Source organism: Microbulbifer sp. YPW1 (assembly GCF_013367775.1).
GTDB lineage: Bacteria > Pseudomonadota > Gammaproteobacteria > Pseudomonadales > Cellvibrionaceae > Microbulbifer.
This window is the reverse complement of sequence record NZ_CP055157.1, coordinates 816,780-837,780: the sequence shown is the minus strand read 5'-3', so window position 1 is coordinate 837,780 and position 21,001 is coordinate 816,780. Positions and strand designations below refer to the sequence as shown.

The 21,001-nt window shown below is 57.8% G+C and carries 17 protein-coding genes; 12 read left to right on the top strand and 5 right to left on the bottom strand.

The window, feature by feature from the left end; all coding sequences use genetic code 11:
- Positions 1-289 precede the first annotated feature (289 nt).
- The 6 genes from HUW35_RS03515 (at position 290) to urtE (ending at position 7,316) form a co-directional block, all read left to right on the top strand.
- A complete protein-coding gene (locus tag HUW35_RS03515) occupies positions 290-1,456 on the top strand; it encodes a hypothetical protein (RefSeq protein WP_181254266.1) in 1,167 nt (388 codons plus the stop codon).
- A 67-nt stretch (positions 1,457-1,523) separates the two neighbouring features.
- Positions 1,524-2,810 carry an urea ABC transporter substrate-binding protein gene (gene urtA / locus HUW35_RS03510; protein WP_181254265.1) on the top strand — a complete coding sequence of 429 codons (1,287 nt, stop codon included), beginning with the start codon at positions 1,524-1,526 and terminating at the stop codon, positions 2,808-2,810.
- 141 nt (positions 2,811-2,951) lie between these two features.
- Positions 2,952-4,586 carry an urea ABC transporter permease subunit UrtB gene (urtB, locus tag HUW35_RS03505; protein ID WP_255463460.1) on the top strand — a complete coding sequence of 545 codons (1,635 nt, stop codon included), beginning with the start codon at positions 2,952-2,954 and terminating at the stop codon, positions 4,584-4,586.
- Positions 4,587-4,591: 5 nt separating this feature from the next.
- A complete protein-coding gene (gene urtC / locus HUW35_RS03500; protein WP_181255495.1) occupies positions 4,592-5,782 on the top strand; it encodes an urea ABC transporter permease subunit UrtC in 1,191 nt (396 codons plus the stop codon).
- 5 nt (positions 5,783-5,787) lie between these two features.
- A complete protein-coding gene (gene urtD / locus HUW35_RS03495; protein ID WP_370464614.1) occupies positions 5,788-6,624 on the top strand; it encodes an urea ABC transporter ATP-binding protein UrtD in 837 nt (278 codons plus the stop codon).
- A complete protein-coding gene (urtE, locus tag HUW35_RS03490; RefSeq protein WP_181254263.1) occupies positions 6,621-7,316 on the top strand; it encodes an urea ABC transporter ATP-binding subunit UrtE in 696 nt (231 codons plus the stop codon). Before urtD ends, urtE begins: the two co-directional genes overlap by 4 nt.
- On the opposite strand, the gene HUW35_RS03485 is transcribed toward urtE, so the two are convergent.
- The 4 genes from HUW35_RS03485 to HUW35_RS03470 all read right to left on the bottom strand — a co-directional run bounded on the left by HUW35_RS03485 (position 7,313) and on the right by HUW35_RS03470 (position 11,770).
- Positions 7,313-8,281, bottom strand: a complete 969-nt coding sequence (locus HUW35_RS03485; protein WP_181254262.1) for a questin oxidase family protein — start codon at positions 8,279-8,281, stop codon at positions 7,313-7,315. The genes urtE and HUW35_RS03485 overlap by 4 nt on opposite strands.
- Before the next feature lie 20 nt (positions 8,282-8,301).
- On the bottom strand, positions 8,302-9,123 hold the full coding sequence (locus tag HUW35_RS03480; RefSeq protein WP_181254261.1) for an MOSC domain-containing protein: 822 nt from the start codon (positions 9,121-9,123) through the stop codon (positions 8,302-8,304).
- Positions 9,124-9,368: 245 nt separating this feature from the next.
- Positions 9,369-10,346: a family 43 glycosylhydrolase gene (locus HUW35_RS03475; protein WP_255463457.1), complete on the bottom strand. Its 978-nt coding sequence runs from the start codon at positions 10,344-10,346 to the stop codon at positions 9,369-9,371.
- 38 nt (positions 10,347-10,384) lie between these two features.
- Entirely contained in the window at positions 10,385-11,770 is a 1,386-nt protein-coding gene (locus tag HUW35_RS03470) for an MFS transporter (protein WP_181254260.1), read from the bottom strand.
- A 477-nt stretch (positions 11,771-12,247) separates the two neighbouring features.
- Here HUW35_RS03470 and HUW35_RS03465 point away from each other — a divergent pair, with 477 nt between their 5' ends.
- Positions 12,248-12,994, top strand: a complete 747-nt coding sequence (locus tag HUW35_RS03465; RefSeq protein ID WP_181254259.1) for a FadR/GntR family transcriptional regulator — start codon at positions 12,248-12,250, stop codon at positions 12,992-12,994.
- 136 nt (positions 12,995-13,130) lie between these two features.
- On the opposite strand, the gene araD1 is transcribed toward HUW35_RS03465, so the two are convergent.
- Positions 13,131-14,126 carry an AraD1 family protein gene (araD1, locus tag HUW35_RS03460; RefSeq protein ID WP_181254258.1) on the bottom strand — a complete coding sequence of 332 codons (996 nt, stop codon included), beginning with the start codon at positions 14,124-14,126 and terminating at the stop codon, positions 13,131-13,133.
- Between the two features lie 291 nt (positions 14,127-14,417).
- On the opposite strand from araD1, the gene HUW35_RS03455 reads away from it, so the two are divergent.
- The 5 genes from HUW35_RS03455 (at position 14,418) to HUW35_RS03435 (ending at position 20,991) form a co-directional block, all read left to right on the top strand.
- Positions 14,418-16,154 (top strand): IlvD/Edd family dehydratase, encoded by a 1,737-nt coding sequence (locus tag HUW35_RS03455; protein ID WP_181254257.1) that lies wholly within the window; start codon positions 14,418-14,420, stop codon positions 16,152-16,154.
- A 190-nt stretch (positions 16,155-16,344) separates the two neighbouring features.
- Positions 16,345-17,106: an SDR family NAD(P)-dependent oxidoreductase gene (locus HUW35_RS03450; RefSeq protein ID WP_255463456.1), complete on the top strand. Its 762-nt coding sequence runs from the start codon at positions 16,345-16,347 to the stop codon at positions 17,104-17,106.
- Positions 17,107-17,155: 49 nt separating this feature from the next.
- On the top strand, positions 17,156-18,748 hold the full coding sequence (locus HUW35_RS03445; protein WP_181254256.1) for an aldehyde dehydrogenase (NADP(+)): 1,593 nt from the start codon (positions 17,156-17,158) through the stop codon (positions 18,746-18,748).
- A complete protein-coding gene (locus HUW35_RS03440; protein WP_181254255.1) occupies positions 18,738-19,814 on the top strand; it encodes an aldose epimerase family protein in 1,077 nt (358 codons plus the stop codon). Before HUW35_RS03445 ends, HUW35_RS03440 begins: the two co-directional genes overlap by 11 nt.
- Before the next feature lie 229 nt (positions 19,815-20,043).
- On the top strand, positions 20,044-20,991 hold the full coding sequence (locus tag HUW35_RS03435; protein ID WP_181254254.1) for an ABC transporter substrate-binding protein: 948 nt from the start codon (positions 20,044-20,046) through the stop codon (positions 20,989-20,991).
- Positions 20,992-21,001 lie beyond the last annotated feature (10 nt).

The window sequence follows — 21,001 nt, the reverse complement described above, 5'->3', positions numbered from 1 at the left end:
ACTGCTGTTGTCTATTTCTTATTTTCCTGCAACAAGAATACCGGATTCGAAGTGCTACCTCCTGGTCCCTGTTGGAGAGCCTGTAGCGGTTCCTTCAGCCGACCTAGAAAAGAGCTCTTCTAATCCTGAATTCTCTGATCTTTAGTGTACGTACGCCCCCGATTCTGAAAACCGTCAAATGACGTAGTTACCTGCCCCAATACGCGTATAGCTCCCCTGTCCACCCGGCCGAATAATCGATAGCACCAAGAATTAGCCAATCGAGAACATTCAAAAAAAGGGGATGCACATGGAAACGTTGTCTGGAGGTATGGGGTTGCTGCGACCGGAAGGGCGTCAGCAGTCTAAACAAATCATCTGGCGCAGTGCCTGCGCCGCGGCGCTGGTCATCGGAAGTACCGCTCCGCTGCCGGCGCTGGCCAAAAAGTTCGAATCCGAAGACGGGCAGACATTCAGTATCGGTGCAGGCTTCCGCTCCCAGTTCCAATCCGTGGAAGGCGACAGTGACTTCACCCTGCCGGATATTCGCGTCTACACCTCCGGCCAGCTGAACGACACGGTGAAGTTCACCTTCAATCTGCAACAGCGCGACAACGACACCGCCGACGTGCTGGATGCGATTGCACAGTTCGAATTCAGCCCGCAGTTCAACATCTGGGCCGGGCGCATGTTGACCCCGGCGGACCGGATCGAAATGAGCGGCCCCTACTATGCCCTCAGCTGGAATCAGTACCGCCAGCCCCTGTACGCATCGGATCAGGGCGGCCAGGCGGGTCTGATTGGCCGTGACGAAGGGATCACCTTCTGGGGTACCGCCGGTAAATTCCAGTACGCCGCAGGCAGCTTTTTTGGCCTCGATGGCTACAGTAACCAGGATGATAACCCCCTGTACGCCGCGCGTTTTGCCTACAACTTCCTGAACATGGAAGCCAACCCGGGGTACTACACCAGCTCTACCTACTACGGTGGCCTCGGCAATATCTTCACCCTGGCGCTGTCCCTGCAGAGCCAGGAGGACGGCGTCGGTAGTGAAATGTCTGCCGGTGACTTCTCCGGCTGGACCATCGACATGCTGTCGGAAACCGTGCTCGATGCCGGTGGTGTGGTCACCATCGAGGGGGAGTACAAGAGTTTCAACGCGGATTACACCCTCGCTTCCCAGCCGGTAGCCGGCGACTGCTTCTGCCTGTTTGACGGCGAGTCGGTATTCGCCACCGCAGCCTACCTGTTCCCGGCCAATGTGGGCCCGGGCAAGTTCCAGCCTTATTTGCGTCTCGTGGAGAACAGCCCTTCCGATGCGGGCAGCAGCAGTTCCACCGAGCTTGGTCTCAATTATGTGGTCAACGGCCACAACACCCGCCTGAATCTCAGCTTCGTCTCTGGTGATGCCAATGCATCCGGTTATGCCGGCGCCGACGTGGACGTGCTGAGTCTCGGTATGCAAGTACAGCTGTAAATCCAGTGTGAGTGCCCCGCGGCACTCGCCTGACGCGACTTCCCAAATAGTGAAAAGGAGCAATTCCATGCAACTGAAGAAATTTGTCGCCGGCCTGGCTTTCGCCGCCGGTACCAGCGTAATCAGCACCGTGGCCCTGGCCGCGGAAACCATCAAGGTGGGAGTGTTGCACTCCCTCTCCGGCACCATGGCCATCAGTGAAACCACCCTCAAAGACACCGTGCTGATGATGGTGGATGAGCAGAACCGCAAGGGCGGCCTGCTGGGCAAGAAGCTCGAGGCCGTGGTGGTGGACCCGGCTTCTGACTGGCCGCTGTTTGCGGAAAAGGCCCGCGAACTGCTCACCAAGGAAAAAGTGGATGTGATTTTTGGTTGCTGGACTTCTGTATCCCGCAAGTCCGTGCTACCGGTCGTGGAAGAACTCAATGGCCTGATGTTCTATCCGGTGCAGTACGAGGGTGAAGAGTCCTCGAAAAATGTGTTCTACACCGGCGCTTCGCCCAACCAGCAGGCCATTCCCGCAGTGGATTACCTGATGTCCGATCTGGAAGTGGATCGCTGGGTTCTCGCTGGTACCGACTACGTTTACCCGCGCACCACCAACAAGATTCTGGAAGCCTATCTCGAATCCAAGGGTGTGGCGAAAGAAGACATCATGATCAACTACACGCCGTTCGGCCATTCCGACTGGCAGAGCATTGTGTCCGACATCAAGAAGTTTGGCAGCGCGGGCAAAAAAACTGCGGTAGTTTCCACCATCAATGGCGATGCCAACGTGCCGTTCTACAAGGAACTCGCCAACCAGGGCATCAGCTCCGAGGATATTCCGGTGGTGGCTTTCTCCGTGGGTGAGGAAGAACTCTCCGGTATCGATACCGGTCCACTGGTCGGACACCTGGCCGCGTGGAACTACTTCCAGGGTATTGATAGCGAATCCAACGATTACTTTGTCCAGCAGTGGAAAAAATTCATTGGCGATGAAAAGCGCGTGACCAATGACCCGATGGAGGCGACCTATATCGGCTTCAACATGTGGGCCAAGGCGGTAGAGAAAGCTGGCACTACGGAAGTAGACGCCGTGGAGCAGGCAATGATCGGTATCGAGTTCCCGAACCTCACCGGCGGCATCGCCAAGATGAACAAAAACCACCATCTGTCGAAGCCGGTATTTATTGGTGAAATCCAGGACGATGGCCAGTTCGAAGTGGTCTGGGCAACCGACGATGTCGTCGCCGGTGATGCCTGGTCCGATTTTCTGCCCGGTTCCAAAGACTTGATCGCGGACTGGACTGCGCCGATCAAGTGCGGCAACTACAACACCAAATCCAAGGCGTGTAGCGGACAGGCGGACTAATTCACAGTCAGTGACCGACTGAACACACCCCGGACCAGACAAACACCCTCACAATACGCTCCGCTAACCGCGGGCGTATTGCTTGTTTGGGGCGTTTTTCGCTTTCCGATAAAGCATATAACTATGAGCGCGGAGTTACCGGTGAAGCAATTTTTACGATGCGTCGGCCTGATGCTGACCAGTTTGCTTGTCGTACTTTCGGCCGGCAGCGCACTGGCGCAGTCACAGCCCCTTCCACCGGCGGTGGAACAAGTACTGCAACAATTACCGGATGCCAGCCTGCGGGAAACCGGCGAGCTAGTGAAGCAACTGGAGCAGGTTGGTGGTGCGGAGATGCGCCCGCTGTTTGAAACCATGCTCGCGGGAGACCTCCACTTTCACAAGGCCAGTGGCAAAGTGATGGCGGTGCAAAAAAATCCCGCCGGCGAGCGTATCGGTCTGGACGTTTTTACCGGTGCGGAACTGGGCGTGCAGGGGACGCGCGATATTAAAAAGATCCGAGTCAACAACCGCCTGCGCGGACAGTTGCGCGAGGCTATCGGGCGCATCGATCTGCTGCACGGCAGTGAAGCGGAAAAGCGCACCGCGGTACTCGCGATACTGGACGACCTCAGCACAAACAACCTGAGTCTGCTGCAAAGTGCGGCGGATGCCGGTGTGAGCGAAGGGGTGCGTGACCTGATCGAACTCGCCAATGCCATGGTACGTTTGCGTGACGGCAGCGCCACCGGCGATCGCCTCGCAGCCATCGAACAGATGAATGATCGCCTCGAAGCACCGGTGCGCAATCAGCTGCGGCGGCTGCTGGAGGATGAGAACGAACAGGATGCCGCGGTAAAAGCTGCGGCGCAGAAAGCGCTGGAAAATATTACCGGGCGCATCGAATTTTACGGGCAGATGGAACAGCTGTTCTTCGGCCTCAGCCTGGGGTCGGTATTGCTGCTTGCCGCTATCGGTCTCGCCATCACCTTCGGTGTGATGGGGGTGATCAATATGGCCCACGGCGAAATGATCATGCTCGGCGCCTACACTACCTATGTGATCCAGCAATTAATGCCGGCGTTCATCGAGTACTCCCTGCTGCTGGCGGTGCCGGCGGCTTTTCTGGTTTCCGGTAGCGTGGGGGTACTGATCGAGCGCGGGGTAATCCGTCATCTACAGGGACGGCCGCTGGAAACATTGTTGGCCACCTTCGGTATCAGCCTGATCCTGCAGCAGGCAGTGCGCAGTATTTTCTCCCCCCTGAACATGCAGGTAGTGACGCCGGAATGGATGAGCGGCTCCCTGGCCATCAACCCGGTTTTCTCTGTCACTTACAACCGTCTGTATATCCTGCTGTTTGCCCTGGCGGTGTTCATCACGCTGCTGGCAATCCTCAAGAAATCGTCCCTCGGTCTGAATGTGCGCGCGGTATCCCAGAACCGGGATATGGCCAAGGCTATGGGCGTGCGCACAGAAATGGTCGATGCAATGACGTTTGGCCTCGGTTCCGGCATTGCCGGTGTTGCCGGGGTGGCGTTGTCCCAGCTCACCAACGTGGGACCGAACCTGGGGCAGTCCTACATTATCGATTCGTTCATGGTGGTGGTATTCGGCGGTGTGGGTAATCTGCTCGGCACACTGGTGGGCGGTTTTTCACTGGGCGTGGCGAATAAATTCCTCGAGCCTACCACCGGCGCGGTACTGGCCAACATCATTGTGCTGGTGTGCCTGATCCTGTTTATCCAGAAACGGCCCAAAGGCCTGTTCCCGCAGCGTGGAAGGGCCGCCGAATGAGTGCAATGAACAATCTGGTAGAAAAAATAACGCGGGTGCTTACCGAGTTGCGCCAGCCGGGCAAGGGCTCCTCACTGCTGGTGGGGGTATTGCTGGTAACAACCCTGGCCATGTCGGCGGCCAACCTGTTACTACCGGCAGACTCGCCGCTTTATGTCAGTACCTACACCATTACCCTGATGGGCAAATACCTGTGCTTTGCCATACTCGCCATGGCGGTGGATATCATCTGGGGGTATTGCGGCATACTCAGCCTCGGGCACGGGGCTTTTTTTGCCCTAGGCGGTTACGGCATGGGCATGTACCTGATGCGTCAGATCGGTGATCGCGGCGTTTACGGCAATCCCGACCTGCCGGATTTCATGGTGTTTCTCAACTGGCAGGAGCTGCCCTGGTACTGGTTCGGCATGGATCAGTTCTGGTTTGCGGTACTGATGGCGCTGGCGATTCCCGGCTTGCTCGCGTTTGTGTTTGGCTGGCTCGCGTTTCGCTCCCGGGTGACCGGTGTTTACCTGTCGATCATGACCCAGGCGCTCACCTACGCCCTGATGCTGGCCTTTTTCCGCAATGAGATGGGTTTCGGCGGCAACAACGGGCTCACCGATTTCAAGGATATTCTCGGTTTTGACCTGCAGGCAGACGCGACCCGCGTAGCCCTGTTGCTGGTGACAACATTACTGCTGGTGATTGCGTTTATTACCAGTCGCGCCATTGTGCAATCGCGTTTCGGTCGGGTGATTGTCGCGGTAAGGGATGCCGAGGCGCGAGCGCGTTTTCTCGGTTATCGCACCGAGCGCTATAAAGTCTGGCTGTTTGTCTACTCCGCGCTGATCGCCGCGGTGGCGGGCATGCTGTACGTTCCGCAGGTGGGCATCATCAATCCCGGTGAGTTTTCTCCCCTCAATTCCATCGAAGTGGTGGTGTGGGTTGCGGTGGGTGGTCGCGGCACCCTCTACGGGGCAATTGTCGGTGCGCTGCTGGTGAATTACGCCAAGACCCGCTTTACCGCGATCATGCCGGACGGCTGGTTGTTTGCCCTTGGGGCATTGTTTGTGATCGTCACCGTGTACCTGCCCCAGGGGCTGGCAGGCCTCTTGCAGCGTTTTGGTCGTAGTGATGAGTCCGCGCAAGCAACGCGCCGCAAAGAGGATGCCGGCACAGACCGCAGTGTGGGTACCCGGGAGGTCAATGCATGAGTAATCTGAATCAATTTGCCGGACAGGCACGGGAACTGTTGCGCCGGGATACCACCTGGCCATTTCTGGTGCCGCGCAAGCGTTCACCGGATGTGTCCAAGCAGGTGATCCTGTACCTGGAGGGTTTGAATGTCAGCTTCGATGGGTTCAAGGCGCTGAACGATCTCAATTTATACGTGAATGACGGCGAGCTGCGTTGCCTGATTGGCGCCAATGGCGCCGGTAAAACCACGCTGATGGATGTGATTACCGGCAAGACCCAGTGCGACAGTGGCAGCGCCTGGTTCGGCCAGAATATCGATCTGCTGGCCCACGATGAGGCGGAGATCGCGCAGCTGGGTATCGGGCGCAAGTTCCAGAAACCCACGGTATTCGAAGCGCATACGGTGTTTCACAACCTGGAGCTGTCGCTGCAGGGCAGTAAGGGCGTGTGGAGTGCCCTGACCGCAAATCTGACGAGTAGTGAGAGCGACCGGATTGATGAGGTGCTGAAGATCATCGGCCTGCAAAACGCCCGCTTCCAGCTGGCCGGAGCGCTTTCCCACGGACAGAAACAGTGGCTGGAGATCGGCATGTTGCTGGCCGCCGAGCCGCGCCTGTTGCTGATCGATGAGCCGGTAGCCGGGATGACCGCGGAGGAAGCAGAGCGCACCGCGGAGCTGCTGACCTCTCTCGCCGGCAAGCACACGGTGATTGTGGTGGAGCACGATATGGAGTTTGTTCGCAGCATTGCGCGCACTGTGACGGTGCTGCACCAGGGATCGGTACTGGCGGAGGGGACCATGGATCAGGTGCAGAGTAATCCGGATGTGATCGAGGTATATCTGGGGGAGGAAGCATGATCCGGATCGAGAAGTTGAACCAGAAATACGGCGGCACCCAGATTCTGTGGGACCTGGATCTGGAGGTGGCACAAGGGTCCTGTACCTGCATCATGGGACGCAACGGTGCGGGCAAGACCACGTTGCTCAAATGCCTGATGGGATTACTGCCGGCCAGTGATGGGCGCATCCTTTATCAGGACAAACCCATTGAGGGAAGCCCGGCCCAGGCGCGGGCGAAAATGGGGATTGGTTACGTCCCCCAAGGGCGGGATATTTTTCCGTTGCTGACGGTGGAGGAAAACCTGCAGATCGGGCTGCCGGCACGGGGCGATGGGCTGAAGAAAATCCCCGAGCGGATTTTCGAGTTGTTTCCGGTGTTGAAGGACATGTTGCATCGTCGCGGCGGGGACCTGTCCGGGGGGCAGCAACAGCAGCTGGCCATCGGTCGCGCACTGGTGATCGATCCGAAGGTGCTGATTCTGGACGAGCCCAATGAAGGCATTCAGCCGAATATCGTGCGCCAGATCGGCGATGTGGTGACGCAACTGAATGAAGAAGACGGGCTGACGGTCATTCTGGTGGAGCAGAAACTCGGATTTGCGCGCAGGGTGGGCAAGGAGTTCCGGCTGATGCAGAAAGGATCCGTGGTGGCCGCGGATAAAATGGCGAACCTGGATGACGGGCTGATCCGACAGTATCTGGCGGTTTAACTGAAAACTTCCAGGTAATCCTTGTTGCCGTAATAGTGAAATTCTTCCAGCGCGCTGTAGGCAAGCTTGATCACATGATCATCGTCGCTGTGCAGCGCCTTTTGCATGATTTTCGCCTGCTGCTGCGGAATATCTTCCTGCTCTTTCGCTTCGAATGGCCGGATAACTTTGGGCCCGGTACTCAGGTAGGCAATCACCAGCCCCTGCCAGAAATAGCGCAGGGCGGCTTCCCTGTCCGTGCAATACGGCAGGATCAGTCGCAGGGCATGACAGCCGGTGACACCGTGTAGCAGGGTGAAATCGCGGGTTCCCAGATAGGCGTGGATCGCCACTTCCGCAACATTTTCCAGTCCCAGTAGCTCCGGCTGGATCGGGGTATCCATCCAGCCCGGTTGGCCGGTAACCGAGTGCATGTGGTCGGCGATATTGCCGGGCGCGAGGGGGATATCCGGGTATTTCTCCGTGACCAGGGAAATAACCTCTGCGGCGGACCGGGGAATCTGTTTGTTGCTACTGGCCAGCTCGTGGTAATCGAGGTTCCAGTAGGCGAGGCCCATGGCTATTTCTTCCAGGTGGCGGGCGTCGATACCGTAAGCCGTGCGAATCAGGCCGTGGAAAGCGGCGGTGGCGATGGAGGGGAGAAGCCTGGGTAATTCCTGTTGCAGACACCGGGCGATGCCCAGTTGCCTTAGCTGTTGCTCATAGTAGTGCAGGGCGCTGGCAAACAGGTCCTCGCGATTGCGGCAGTGCGTGATGTCTTCCACTTCTTGCACCGGGCTGCCGGGGCGCGGTTGCAGGTGTGGTGTACTGCGGTCGAAGGCGTGCGCCAGTTGCGCTGGTGTAGCGCGCATGCTGTCGAGGGCAATCAGTACCATGGGCAGATGGTTGGCAAGCCGGTCACCGTAGTGCACGTGATAAATGCTGCCTGCTTCCAGCAACTGTGCGCAGTCGCGGGTAATGCTCATGGTAGTTTCCTTCCGTCGATTCAGCTGATTTCTACCCGATCTCCCAAGTGTATGGTGACCGGATTGTTGTCTCCAATGGTGCCAGCAGTGGCCGGGGCCAGGTTCATGCCAAAGTAGATCTGGCCGTCTTCCCAGCGACGGTAGCTGGCGAGGGTGCGCAGCGGCTCTTTTTGCGCGCGCCCGGTAAACGGGTGCAGCCCGGGAATTCCGCAGCGTGCACAGGGGTGAGTGCAGTCGAAGACCACGGAGCCATCGTGGGTGTGGATGGTCAGGGTTTTCCAGTGATCCTCCGCAAAGGGCTCGCAGCCGCTCACCACCAGGTTGGGGCGAAAGCGCAGCATGGATACGGGCTCGGCAAGGCGACTGTTAAGGTCATCGAGGGAGGCCTGGCTGATGACCAGCAGCGGCGCCGCATCGGCAAAGCCCACCTGGCGATCGGCGCGCGGTGCTTCCAATGGTCGGCTGAATTCCTCGCCCATGGCCACTAGGCGTAACGGGGTCTGCAATTGCTCACTCAGCCAGTGTGCGGCGCTGTCGCCGGCGTCGCGGGCGCTGACATCATCGCGCCACACGCGCACTGTCCTGAGTGCAGCTTCCGGGCCGGGCTGGTGGATTTCGATGCGCTCTCCCTCGGCATTTTCCAGGCGCACCCCTTGCGGGATTGCGGTGGCTTTGAGTTGCGCCATTGCGCGCAGGCGGCGCTGGGTCACGAACTGGTTGTCATCATCCACCAGCATCCAGCGACGATCATTGGACGCGCCGAAACGGTCCAGGGGGAGGGATTTACACTTGTGTCCCTGCAGGGATTTGACCGGAAAATGGTAGAGCGCGGAGATTTCCACTGACAGCTCCTGGGCTGGGATGTGAAGGCAAATTCAAAGTCAAAGCCTACTGCTATCGGCAATCGTAAAACAAGGCTTGCGAAATAGCGGTTGCCGGGGAAGTGAGAGCAGGGATGTGGTTTTTGCTGCCGGGGCCGCGGGGAATGACTCTGTCGGCAAACCTGCCAAAGGTTTCACCCATAAAAAAGGCGGCCCGAAGGCCGCCAGTCATCATGCTGTGAGACGATAATGCGGGGAAACTGTTTTCACGGCTCGGACGATTTACCGAATTCCGGGAAGCCTTCTTCATTCCAGCGAATGACTTTCACGAAGGTGTGACGGTTGGGGTCCCACAGGGGATCGCCAACGATCTCGGTGTAGGTGCGCGCGTGGAAAACCAGGATATCTTCACTGCCGTCCTCGGAAACGGTGAAGCTGTTGTGTCCCGGACCGTAGATACCGCGCTCGTAGCAGCTTTCCAGTACCGGCTTGGGAGATTTTTCCCAGCTCGCCGGATCCAGTACATCGGCGTTTTCGTCTGCCCACAACAGACCCATACAGTAGTTGTGGTTGGTGGCGCTGGCGGAGTAGCCGATAAAGATCCGGCCGTTTTTCTTGATTACCGCCGGGCCTTCGTTCACCAGGAAGCCGATCACTTCCCAGTCGTATTCCGGCTTGGTCAGCAGCACCGGCTCGCCGACGATGGACGTCGGGGTGTCCATTTCTGCAATGTACAGGTTGGAGTTGCCGGCAATGCCCGGGCCCTTCTGTGCCCACAGGTAGTAGTGCTTGCCCTTGTGCTCGAATACGGTGGCGTCGAGGCAGAAGGTGTCGATGCCGGAATCCACCTGTGACAGTGACCACTCTGCCTGCATTGGGTCGCTGTCGGTGGTGGCCAGGGCGTACATGCGGTGCTGGAACAGGTCGTGTTTGATTTCACGGGACGGCGCTGCGGCAAAATAAATTGCCCAGGTCGGTTCCTGACCTTCGATATGTACGTGGTGAATCTCGGGGGCCCAGATCAGGTCCGAGTAAGCGCCGGTATCCGGCTTGGTCCACACGGTGATTTTTTCCGCATCTTTGAGGCCGGCGATGGTCTCTGCGCGACGCAGTTCGAGACGGTCGTACTCGGGGACCGAAGCGATAAAGTAGTAAAAGCCATCGCTGTGCTTGTAGATAAACGGGTCGGCACGCTGTTCGATCAGCGGCTTTACTAGGGGTTCTGCGGTTTTTTCTGGAATCACGGTTAACTCCGGTTACAGCTCGAGTTTAAAAGTGGCAATCAGGTGGCGGACGGATTCAGGGCGGTGCCCTCGGTCTCGTCGGGATCCTGAGAAACGTCGCCGCGCTTCAGCTGGTGATAATAGTCATCGGTGATGATGTACTTTTTCATCAGCAGGCCCAGCAGGAAGTGGAACAGGCCCGGGATCACGGTCAGCATCAGTGCGATACCGGTGAGGGTGAATTCGCTCTGGGTTTCACCCGCCTGGTAGTTGAAGTAGGTCAGCAGCAGGCCAGTGAGGAAGCCGGCGATACCGGAACCCGCCTTCTGGCAAAAGGAGATGCCGCCGAATGCCAGGCCGGAAACGCGCTTGCCGGTCTTGGTGTGGCCGTAGTCCACCGCCTCGGCGATGGCGGACCAGAATACCGGCGCGTGCAGGTCGACGACGAACGAGAGAATGATATAGAGCACAAAGGCGACGGCGATATCCCCGGGGGAGACCGCAAAGAACATGAGCACGCTGATGACACCCACCAGCATCTGTGACCAGCTGAACAGCTTGATTTTACAGAAGCGCTTGGTGATCCAGGTGGACGCCACCATGGAGACGATGGAAGCGGCGATGCCGGCACTGGTGAACTGGGCCGCCAGCGCTTCGTTGCCGCCGAGGTAGTAGATCGCGTAGTAGAAGGCCACACCGCCGCGCAGTGCGTAGCCGATGGTACCGAGCATGCAGGCACCGGCCAGTACCAGCCACTGGTCGTTCTTCATCAGCAGTTTGAACTGATCACCCAGGGGCTTGCGGTCCACTACGTGCTCGACGCGCTCGCGGGTGGTGAAGAAGCACAGCATCAGCAGGCCGACACCCACCAGGGACATAAAGCCCATGGCCAGCTGGTAGCCCTTGGCCGAGCTGCCATCGCCCCACCACTGTGCCAGCACCGGTACCGAAGCGACGATCACCACATTGGCAATCTTGGCGAAGAACATGCGATAGCCGTTCGCCGACAGGCGCTCCTGCGGGTCATTGGTGAGCACGCCGATGTAGGAGATATACGGAATGGCGACGCCGGTGAACATCAGGGTGGCAAACAGGTAGGTGACGTATGCCCACACCAGTTTGGCGTTGTAACTGAAATCGGGGGTGGTAAACAGCAGGAAGACCGCGAAACCGTAGGGGATCGACAGGTACAGGAAATAGGGGCGGAAGCGGCCGTAGCGGCCTTTGAATTTGTCGGTGAGCAGGCCCATCAGCGGGTCACTGAAGGCGTCCACAAAACGGGCGGCGAGGAACAGCGTACCTACGTGTACCGGCTTAAGGCCGAAAATATCCGTGTAGAAGTACTGCATGAAGTAAAACATGGCTGCGATCATCACGTTGACAGCCATATCGCCGGCACCAAAGCCGACTTTCTCGAATACCGACAGCTTGTTCGAGTTCTGCATTTTATTTCTCTCTTATCGCTTTTATCACCGCACCGCTTATTATTGTTTGGTGCAGAAGCGATATATATATTATTGTAGTATCAATGTCAAAGCGGCCTATGTGCACGGATCGCTTTTATCTGTGGCGAATTAGGCGTAAATTGCACGGGTTGAGCGTCGATTTCTGTACAGTGTGTTCAGCACCCGATCGCGGGGGCTCAAGACCGGTGCCGACGTCCCTTCACAGTATTTGTGGCATTTTTAGCACTTTTGTACAGGGAAGTGTATAAAAAAACATCACCACTGCCGTATAGCGGGTGTTTCCCGGCGGTAGTGAAGCCGCAGCCGCTATTTGTCATAATGTAAGTCAAATTGTGTGATAGACGCGGGTACCGCCGCCCCGCCCCTATTTTCGGGTGTTTTCCGTTTATTTGGCGGAAAGCGGGCGTGCAGGTCATATAACAGGTGCTGAAGGCAGCTGAAGCTAGGTAGTCAATTATGGTTAAACAAGTCAGGGAGAACAGGCCGCGCAGCGTGCACGCCTGGGTCGCCTATGAGCTGGGTACCCGCATTGTCAGCGGTTACTACGAGCCGGGTGAGTATATTCCCAATGAGGCCACTATCGGCGAAGAGCTGAATGTGTCCCGGACCGCCCTGCGTGAGGCGTTCAAGATCCTGAGTGCCAAGGGCCTGATCGAGTCGCGCCCGAAGCTCGGCACCCGTGTGCGTCCCCGTGAATTCTGGAACATGTTTGACTCCGATGTGCTGCGCTGGTGCTTTGATTCCACGCCGTCTGCGGAGTTTCTGCGCGCGCTGTTTGAAGTGCGCGAGATGATTGAGCCTACCTCTGCGGCATTGGCGGCCAAACGTGCCAGCGATGAGCAGATTGCGGCGATCGAAGAGGCCTACCGCGGCATGGAGGGCGCTGAGCCCGGTACCGAGCAGGTGATTCTCACCGATATCGAGTTCCATATGGCGATCCTGCGCGGCACCAACAATGAGTTCATGGTGTCCCTGGGTGAATCCATCAAGACCGCGCTGATGGGCCTGTTCCGTATCAGTAGTTCCAAGGAGTCTGCGTATCAGGCATCCCTGCCTGGACACTACGCGGTATATCTGGGCATTCGCGATCGCGATCCGGAGCGCGCGCGCTTCGAGATGAAGTCCCTGCTTTCCAAGTCCTCCCGCAAGGCGATTGATCACCTGGCGGAAGGTGAGGGCATTAATGTGGATATGGCGATCTGAGTACTCTCCCGATCCCGGTGTGCGTCTCCCTGTTGTGTCTCGTTGAATCGGGGAGCCAATAAAAAAGGCAGTCATTTGACTGCCTTTTTTATTGGCTGGCGCTCCGTATCGATGGGGCGCCGTGCGCTGTGCACAATTACAGCACTTTTACCGCGGGAATCTTGCGCTCAACGATTTTCAGTGGATTGCGCAGGGCCCGGCCGAAGGTGGCGGATTCGATTTCAAAGCGGTCTCCGGCTTCCGGCTTGATGCCGTCGCCAAAACTCAGGGTGGCGGTGCCGAAGAAGTGTACCTGCAGGGTGCCTGGACGGCAGAAATTGCTGTACTTGAAGTGGTGGTCTTCCAGGTTCTTGATGGTGTGGGACATGTTGTCTTCGCCGCTCAGGAAGCTTTTTTCCCAGATCACTTCGCCATTGCGCACGATGCGGGAGGTGCCCTCAATGTGTGCCGGCAGTTCGCCCAGCAGCAGTTCGGGGCCAAAGGAGCAGTGGCGCAGCTTGGAGTGGGCCAGGTACAGGTAGTTCTGGCGCTCGGTTACGTGGTCGGACAGCTCGTTACCGATGGAGAAACCGATACGGCAGGGATTGCCCTCGGCGTCATTGATATAGATGCCGGCAATTTCCGGTTCCTCGCCGGCGTCCAGGGCGAACGAGGGGCTGGGAATGGCCTGTTCCGGGGCGACAACGCAGTTGCCGTCACCCTTGTAGAACCACTCGGGCTGTACGCCGATCTTGTCTCCGCTGGGCTTGCCGCCCTCGACGCCCATTTTGAACATCTTCATGGTGTCGGTCATCTGTTCTTCTTTGCCCGCAGAGTTCTGTGCGTGCATCGCGGCGCGGGTGTCAGCACTGCCCAGGTGGGTCAGGCCTGTGCCTGCCACCATCAGCTGGGAGGCTTCGGGATGGTCGATCGGCGCCAACAGGCGGCCTTCGTCGACGATTTTCTGGTAATCCAGCTGCTGGTCGGAAAGCAGTGAGCTGGCCAGGGCTTCGAGCGCCGTGCCGGATTCCAGGGCGCGCTGTGCCAGCTGGTAAACGGTCTCCACGTCTTTCAGTTGTTCGATGGTGTTGCTGTCAGCCACTGCGCCCACTGCGCGTTGGCCGGATTCGGTGGTGAACTGGATCAGTCTCATCGCTTTTTCTTCTCTATATAGCCTGCTGTTCGAAATCACCGATTCGCCTGTTTATAGGGCTCGGTGGCACGTGTATATTTTCTGAGCAGCGTCGAGCGAAAAATGTTCTCTCAGGCGCTGGCCATTATTAATATCATACAATATGATGTATCTCAATGAGTGCACACGGACGGTGCCCTCTCGGGAACCGCTGCCAGATTATGGGGCGAAAACCCTCGCTGAGGTTGTCCCGAAAAATAAAAAGTCATACAATAATAGTTATGAGAGAATAAATAGGTAGGTTGTATCAAAATGGCCAGTGATAAAAAGAAAACTGCTCTTCGGTCCGCCAATTGGTTCGGCACTCGCGATAAAAACGGCTTCATGTACCGCAGCTGGATGAAGAACCAGGGGATCCCCGAGCATCATTTCGAAGGCAAGCCGGTTATTGGTATCTGTAATACCTGGTCCGAATTGACCCCGTGTAACGCCCACTTCCGCAAGATTGCCGAGCACGTCAAGAAAGGCGTGATTGAGGCGGGCGGCGTACCTGTAGAATTTCCCGTATTTTCCAACGGTGAGTCCAATCTGCGTCCCACCGCGATGTTCACCCGCAACCTCGCAGCGATGGATACCGAAGAGGCCATCCGCGGCAACCCACTCGACGCCGTTGTGCTGCTGGTAGGCTGCGACAAAACTACTCCGGCCCTGCTGATGGGCGCCGCCAGCTGTAACCTGCCCACCATCGTGGTTACCGGTGGCCCGATGCTGAACGGCAAACACAAAGGTAAAGATGTTGGTTCCGGCACCCTCGTGTGGCAAGCCCACGAGGAGTACAAGGCCGGCAATATCTCCCTGCACGAATTCCTCAGTGCGGAGGCAAGCATGTCCCGCTCTGCCGGTACCTGTAACACCATGGGTACCGCTTCCACCATGGCGTGTATGGCGGAGTCCCTGGGTACCAGCCTGCCGCACAATGCTGCGATCCCGGCAGTGGATTCCCGCCGCTACGTGCTGGCGCACCTGTCCGGTATGCGCATCGTCGATATGGTGCACGAAGACCTGACCCTGTCCAAGGTGCTGACCAAAGAAGCCTTTATCAATGCGATCCGCACCAATGCGGCGATCGGTGGCTCCACCAATGCAGTTATTCACCTCAAGGCCATCGCCGGCCGTATGGGAGTGGACCTGGACCTGGACGACTGGAAAGAAGGGCGTGAAGTTCCCACCCTGGTCAACCTGCAGCCGTCCGGCAAATACCTGATGGAAGAGTTCTACTATGCCGGTGGCCTGCCCGCGGTATTGCGCCGCCTGGGTGAATCCGGTGCGCTGAATAAAGACTGCCTCACCGTTAACGGTAAGAGCATCGGCGAGAACGTCGAAGACGCGCCATGCTACGACGATGATGTGATCCGTCCGCTGGACAACCCGCTGGTAGAAAACGGTGGAATCTGCGTGCTGCGTGGCAACCTGGCTCCGCGCGGTGCAGTGCTGAAACCGTCTGCCGCCAGCCCCGAACTGATGAACCATCGCGGCCGCGCCGTGGTGTTTGAAAATTTCGAGCATTACAAGTCCCGTGTTGTTGATCCCGATCTGGATATCGACGAAACCTGTGTGATGGTTCTCAAGAATTGTGGTCCAAAGGGTTACCCGGGGATGGCGGAAGTGGGCAACATGGGGCTGCCACCGAAAGTGCTCAAAAAGGGTATCAAGGACATGGTGCGTATTTCCGATGCGCGCATGAGTGGTACCGCCTTCGGTACCGTGGTGCTGCACACCGCGCCGGAAGCGATGGAGTTCGGTCCTCTGGCTGCGGTTCAGGATGGCGACATGATTCACCTGGATGCGCACAACGGCGTACTGCACCTGGAAGTGTCCGATGAGGAAATCACAGCGCGGCTTGAGAAACTGAAGGCCAACCAGATTATCGCCAGCACCAGCGGTTACGAAGCCATGTACCGCAATCATGTGATGCAGGCGGACGAGGGTTGTGACTTTGATTTTCTGGTGGGCTGCCGTGGCGCGGAAGTGCCGCCGCATTCGCACTGATTCGCATCGATTTAATATCGGGCAGCAAGTTTTTTACAGGCGACTATCCGGTTTTGCACGTTTGACTCCCAAGCGCCCCTCGGGGCGCCTTTTTTCCGCAAAATTTTCCGGCTGACCTGTAGACTGGATTCCTGGCGGATCCATGCAATTCCCCGCAGAGGGTGAATGTAATAACGAATAAAGTGAGCGAATGATGACGCTGACCAATCAATATCCGAGCCTCAAGGGCAAAACAGTATTTATTTCCGGCGGTGGCTCCGGTATCGGCGCCAGCCTGGTGGAATCCTTTTTCCAGCAGGGGGCAAAGGTCGCCTTTGTCGATATCCAGGAAGACGTATCCAGCGCCCTGGTCGATCGCCTGGGGAGTGACGATGTGCGCTTCTATCCCTGTGACCTCACCGATGTGGCGCGTCTGCAGGCTGTGATCGCACAGGGGGCGGAAGATCTCGGCCCTATTTCCGTGCTGGTCAACAACGCCGCCAACGATACCCGCCACGATTTCCGTGAAGTAACGCCCGAGCAATGGGACAAGTGCCTGGCGGTCAATATGCGTCACCACTTCTTCGCCGCCCAGGCGGTGTACCCGTACATGAAACAACTGGGTGCCGGCTCCATTATTAACCTCGGTTCCATGAGCTGGCACGCGGGCCAGGGCGGTATGCCTGGCTACACCAGCTCCAAAGCCTCCATCGAAGGCCTGACCCGCGGTCTGGCCCGCGATATGGGGCCGGATCGCATCCGTGTTAACTGTCTGGTGCCCGGCTGGGTGATGACCGAGAAGCAGTTGAGCGAGCGCGTGGATGAAGCGGCGCGCGAGGCCATCGATAAGGGCCAGAGTGTGAAAGATCCGCTGATGCCCGAGAGCATCAGTGCAATGGCGCTGTTTTTGGCATCCGACGATGCGGCCATGTGTACCTCGCAGAACTTTATCGTCGACGGCGGCTGGATTTAATCCAGCCTGTGAAAGCACGTCGAAAATTCAAAAAATTCAGGAGAAAGCCATGACTATAACCGGAAAGCAATTGATCGCAGGTAACTGGACCGACGGCCGTGCTGGGTCTTTTCACGGCGTAAACCCCGCCACCGGTGAGAACCTCGAGCCGGCTTTTAGTGCCGCGGATGAGTTCCAGGTAACCGAAGCGGTGAATGCGGCGAGCGCCTGTGCCACCGAATTTTCCAACCTGGCCCCGGCCAAGCGTGCAGAATTCCTCAACGCCTGCGCCGACGAAATCATGAACCTCGGTGACGAGCTGCTGGAGCGCGTTTCCGCTGAGACCGGCTACCCGCTGGCGCGCGCCCAGGGCGAGCGCGGCCGCACCTGCGGCCAGCTGCGCCTGTTCGCAGACTGGATCGTACAGGGCGAATATCTGGATGCGCGTATCGATACCGCCATGCCGGACCGTGAGCCGCTGCCGCGTCCGGACCTGCGTTCATTCAATCAGGCGCTGGGACCGGTCGCGGTCTTCGGCGCGAGCAATTTCCCGCTGGCGTTCTCCGTCGCTGGTGGGGACACCGCGGCGGCGTTTGCCGCCGGTTGTCCGGTGATTGTAAAGGGGCACAACTCCCACCCCGGTACCAGCGAGCTGGTGGCCCAGGCCATCGACAAGGCAGTCAAAAGTACCGGCATGCCCGCCGGCGTATTCTCCCTGATCCTGGGTTCCGGCCGCCGTGTCGGCGCCGAGCTGGTGAAAGCGCCCGGCGTTAAAGCCGTGGGCTTTACCGGCTCACTGCAGGGCGGCATGGCGCTGTTCAACCTGGCCAATGCTCGTCCGGAGCCAATTCCGGTATTCGCCGAAATGGGCAGCATCAACCCGGTGGTTCTGTTGCCGGAAGCGCTGAAAGAAAAAGCCGAAACCATCGCTGAAGGTTTTGTTGGTTCCCTGACCCTGGGCACCGGTCAGTTCTGTGTAAACCCGGGCCTGGTACTGGCGGTTGAGGGCGAAGAGCTGGATCGTTTTATCAGTGCCACTGGTGAAGCGCTGTCCAAAGTTGGCGCCGGCGTAATGCTGAACGAAGCAACCCTGGCTGGATACCAGAGCGGTGTTGCCCGTCTGCGTGACCAGGCTGGTGTTGAACAGGTTGCTGCGGGCGAAGCCGCTGGTGAAGGCGCAGGTTTCACCTGTCAGGCGGGCCTTCTGACAGTAGATGCGAAAAGCTTCCTCGCCAACAAGGAGCTGCAGGAAGAGGTCTTCGGCCCCATGTCCCTGGTAGTGAAGTGCCGCGACAAGGCCGAGCTGCTACGGGCGGTATCTGCCCTGCAGGGCCAGCTGACCGGTACCTTGCAGTGCACCGAATCTGAGCTGGCAAATTACGGCGACCTGGTAGAAGTCCTGCGCCAGAAAGTGGGCCGTGTTGTGTGCAACAACTTCCCCACCGGTGTGGAAGTTTGCCACTCCATGATGCACGGCGGTCCTTTCCCGGCGGCTACCGACGCACGCTTTACCTCTGTAGGCACCATGTCCATCGCGCGTTTCGTACGTCCGATCTGCTTCCAGAATTACCCGGAAGCACTGCTGCCTGACGCTCTGAAAAACAGCAACCCGCTGAACATTGCGCGTCTCGTTAACGGTGAAAAGACCAGTGATGCAATCTGAATTGATCATGCCCAGCGGGATTGAAACATCCGAGCTGGCGGTCGGTGGACCAGAGGGCAGCGGCAACCAGCCGCTGCAGCTGGTCACCCTGGCGAACAGTCGCGGCACCCGCGTTACCCTGTGTGATCTGGGTGCCAGCCTGTATGCAATCCACACCAAGGATCGCTACGGGCACAGTGACAATATTCTGCTGACCTACGCGGATCCCGAGCACTGGCTGGATAACGAGTACTACCTGGGCGTAACTGCCGGGCGCGTCGCCAACCGTATTGGCGGCGCCAGCTTCCAGCTGGGTGATAAGGCCTATCAGCTGCCGGCAAACGATGGTGCAAACCATCTGCATGGCGGTCCGCAGGGATTGCACACGAAGCGCTGGCAGATTGTGCAGAGCGAATCCAGTGCGCGCTTCCAGTCGGTCACTTTCCGCTGTGTCAGTGAAGACGGCGACGCGGGCTATCCCGGTAACCTGGATATCGAACTGACGTACTGTCTGGACGAAGACGATGCGTTGACCCTGGAATACCGCGCGGTAACGGATGCGGATACACCGGTGGCATTGACCAATCACTGTTACTGGAACCTGGCGGGTCGCGATGGCATTCTCGAGCACGAGCTGGAGATCTATGCGGACCAGCTGCTGCGCCTGAACGAACAGCTGATCCCGACCGGTGAGTTGCTCAAAGTTGCGGATACGCCGGTAGATTTCCGCAAGCGCAAGCAGATTGGGCGCGATATCGAGTGGTGGCCGGGCGGATACGATAATTTCTGGGTGGTGGACGAGACTGCGGACAAGGCGCTGAAGCCGGTCGCATCTCTGGTGCATCCGGCATCCGGGCGCTCGGTCAAAATTGTTTCCAGTGAAGCTGGAGTGCAATTTTACAGCGGGAACTTCCTGGATGGCAGCCGCAATCGCGATGGCGGCTCCCCCATGAATCAGTATGCGGGACTGTGTTTAGAAACCCACGGTTTCCCCGATGCACCCAATCACAGCAATTTTCCTTCTGTAATTTTAAAGAAGGGTGAAGAGTACAGGCAGACAACGGTTTACCAGTTTTCTGCGGAATAAAAATCTATTTCGTAGCGTGAGAATTGCTATGAAGGTTTTGAGGTGGTAGAGGGTTCCAGGACTGTCGAAAACATCCCTGTTTTCGAAGGTCTCGCGAATAGTTACCCGGCACCGAAGGCTGCGCGGTGAAGATTTTCGAGTTCGTTCGCGGCAATAGCGACGGACCTTAAAAGGGAGCAAAACTCCCAACAATAAATATAAACAATCCAAAGTGATGAGGAGTCCGATAATGAAGATCTCTCGAATCCTGTCCGGCGCTTTTGCCCTGGCCCTGTGTGCCAGCCAGAGTGTTCTCGCAACAACCATTGGTTTTTCCCAGGTCGGCTCGGAAAGCGGCTGGCGTACCAGCTTTAGTGAGTCCGTCAAAGCCGAAGCCGAAAAACGCGGTATCAACCTCAAGTTTTCCGATGCGCAGCAAAAGCAGGAAAACCAGATCAAGGCCGTGCGCAGCTTTATCGCCCAGGGCGTCGACGCCATCATGATCGCACCGGTCGTGGAAACCGGATGGAAGCCTGTACTGCGTGAAGCCAAGCGCGCACGTATTCCTGTGGTCATTCTCGACCGCAACATTGACGTGAAAAACAAATCCCTCTTCCTTACCCGTATCGCCTCCGACTTTGTAGAAGAAGGTCGTCGCGCGGCGCAGTGGCTGATGGACGAGACCGAGGGCAACTGCAAAATTCTCGAACTGCAGGGCACTGTCGGCGCGACCGCAGCCATCGACCGTATGAAAGGCTTCAATGAAGTCATCGCCAACTACCCCAATGCCGAAATCGTGCGCAGCCAGACCGGCGAATTTACCCGCACCAAGGGTAAAGAAGTCATGGAAGCCATGCTCAAGGCCGAGAACAGCGGCAGGGAAATCTGCGCACTCTGGTCTCACAACGACGAAATGGCCATTGGTGCTATCCAGGCCATCAAGGAAGCCGGCCTGAAGCCCGGTGAAGATATGCTGGTGGTGTCCGTAGACGGTGTACCGGACTACTTTAAGGCCATGGCCGACGGCGAAGCCAATGCCACCGTTGAACTCAATCCGCACTTGGGCGCACCGGCGTTTGACGTTATCGAAGCGTACCTGAAGGGCGACCGCAAGGTGGAGAAACTGATCACCACCACCGGCGACCTGTTCACTCAGGAAACGGCTGCCGAAGAATACGCCAAGCGCGCCGGCAGCTAAGTCGCGGTCA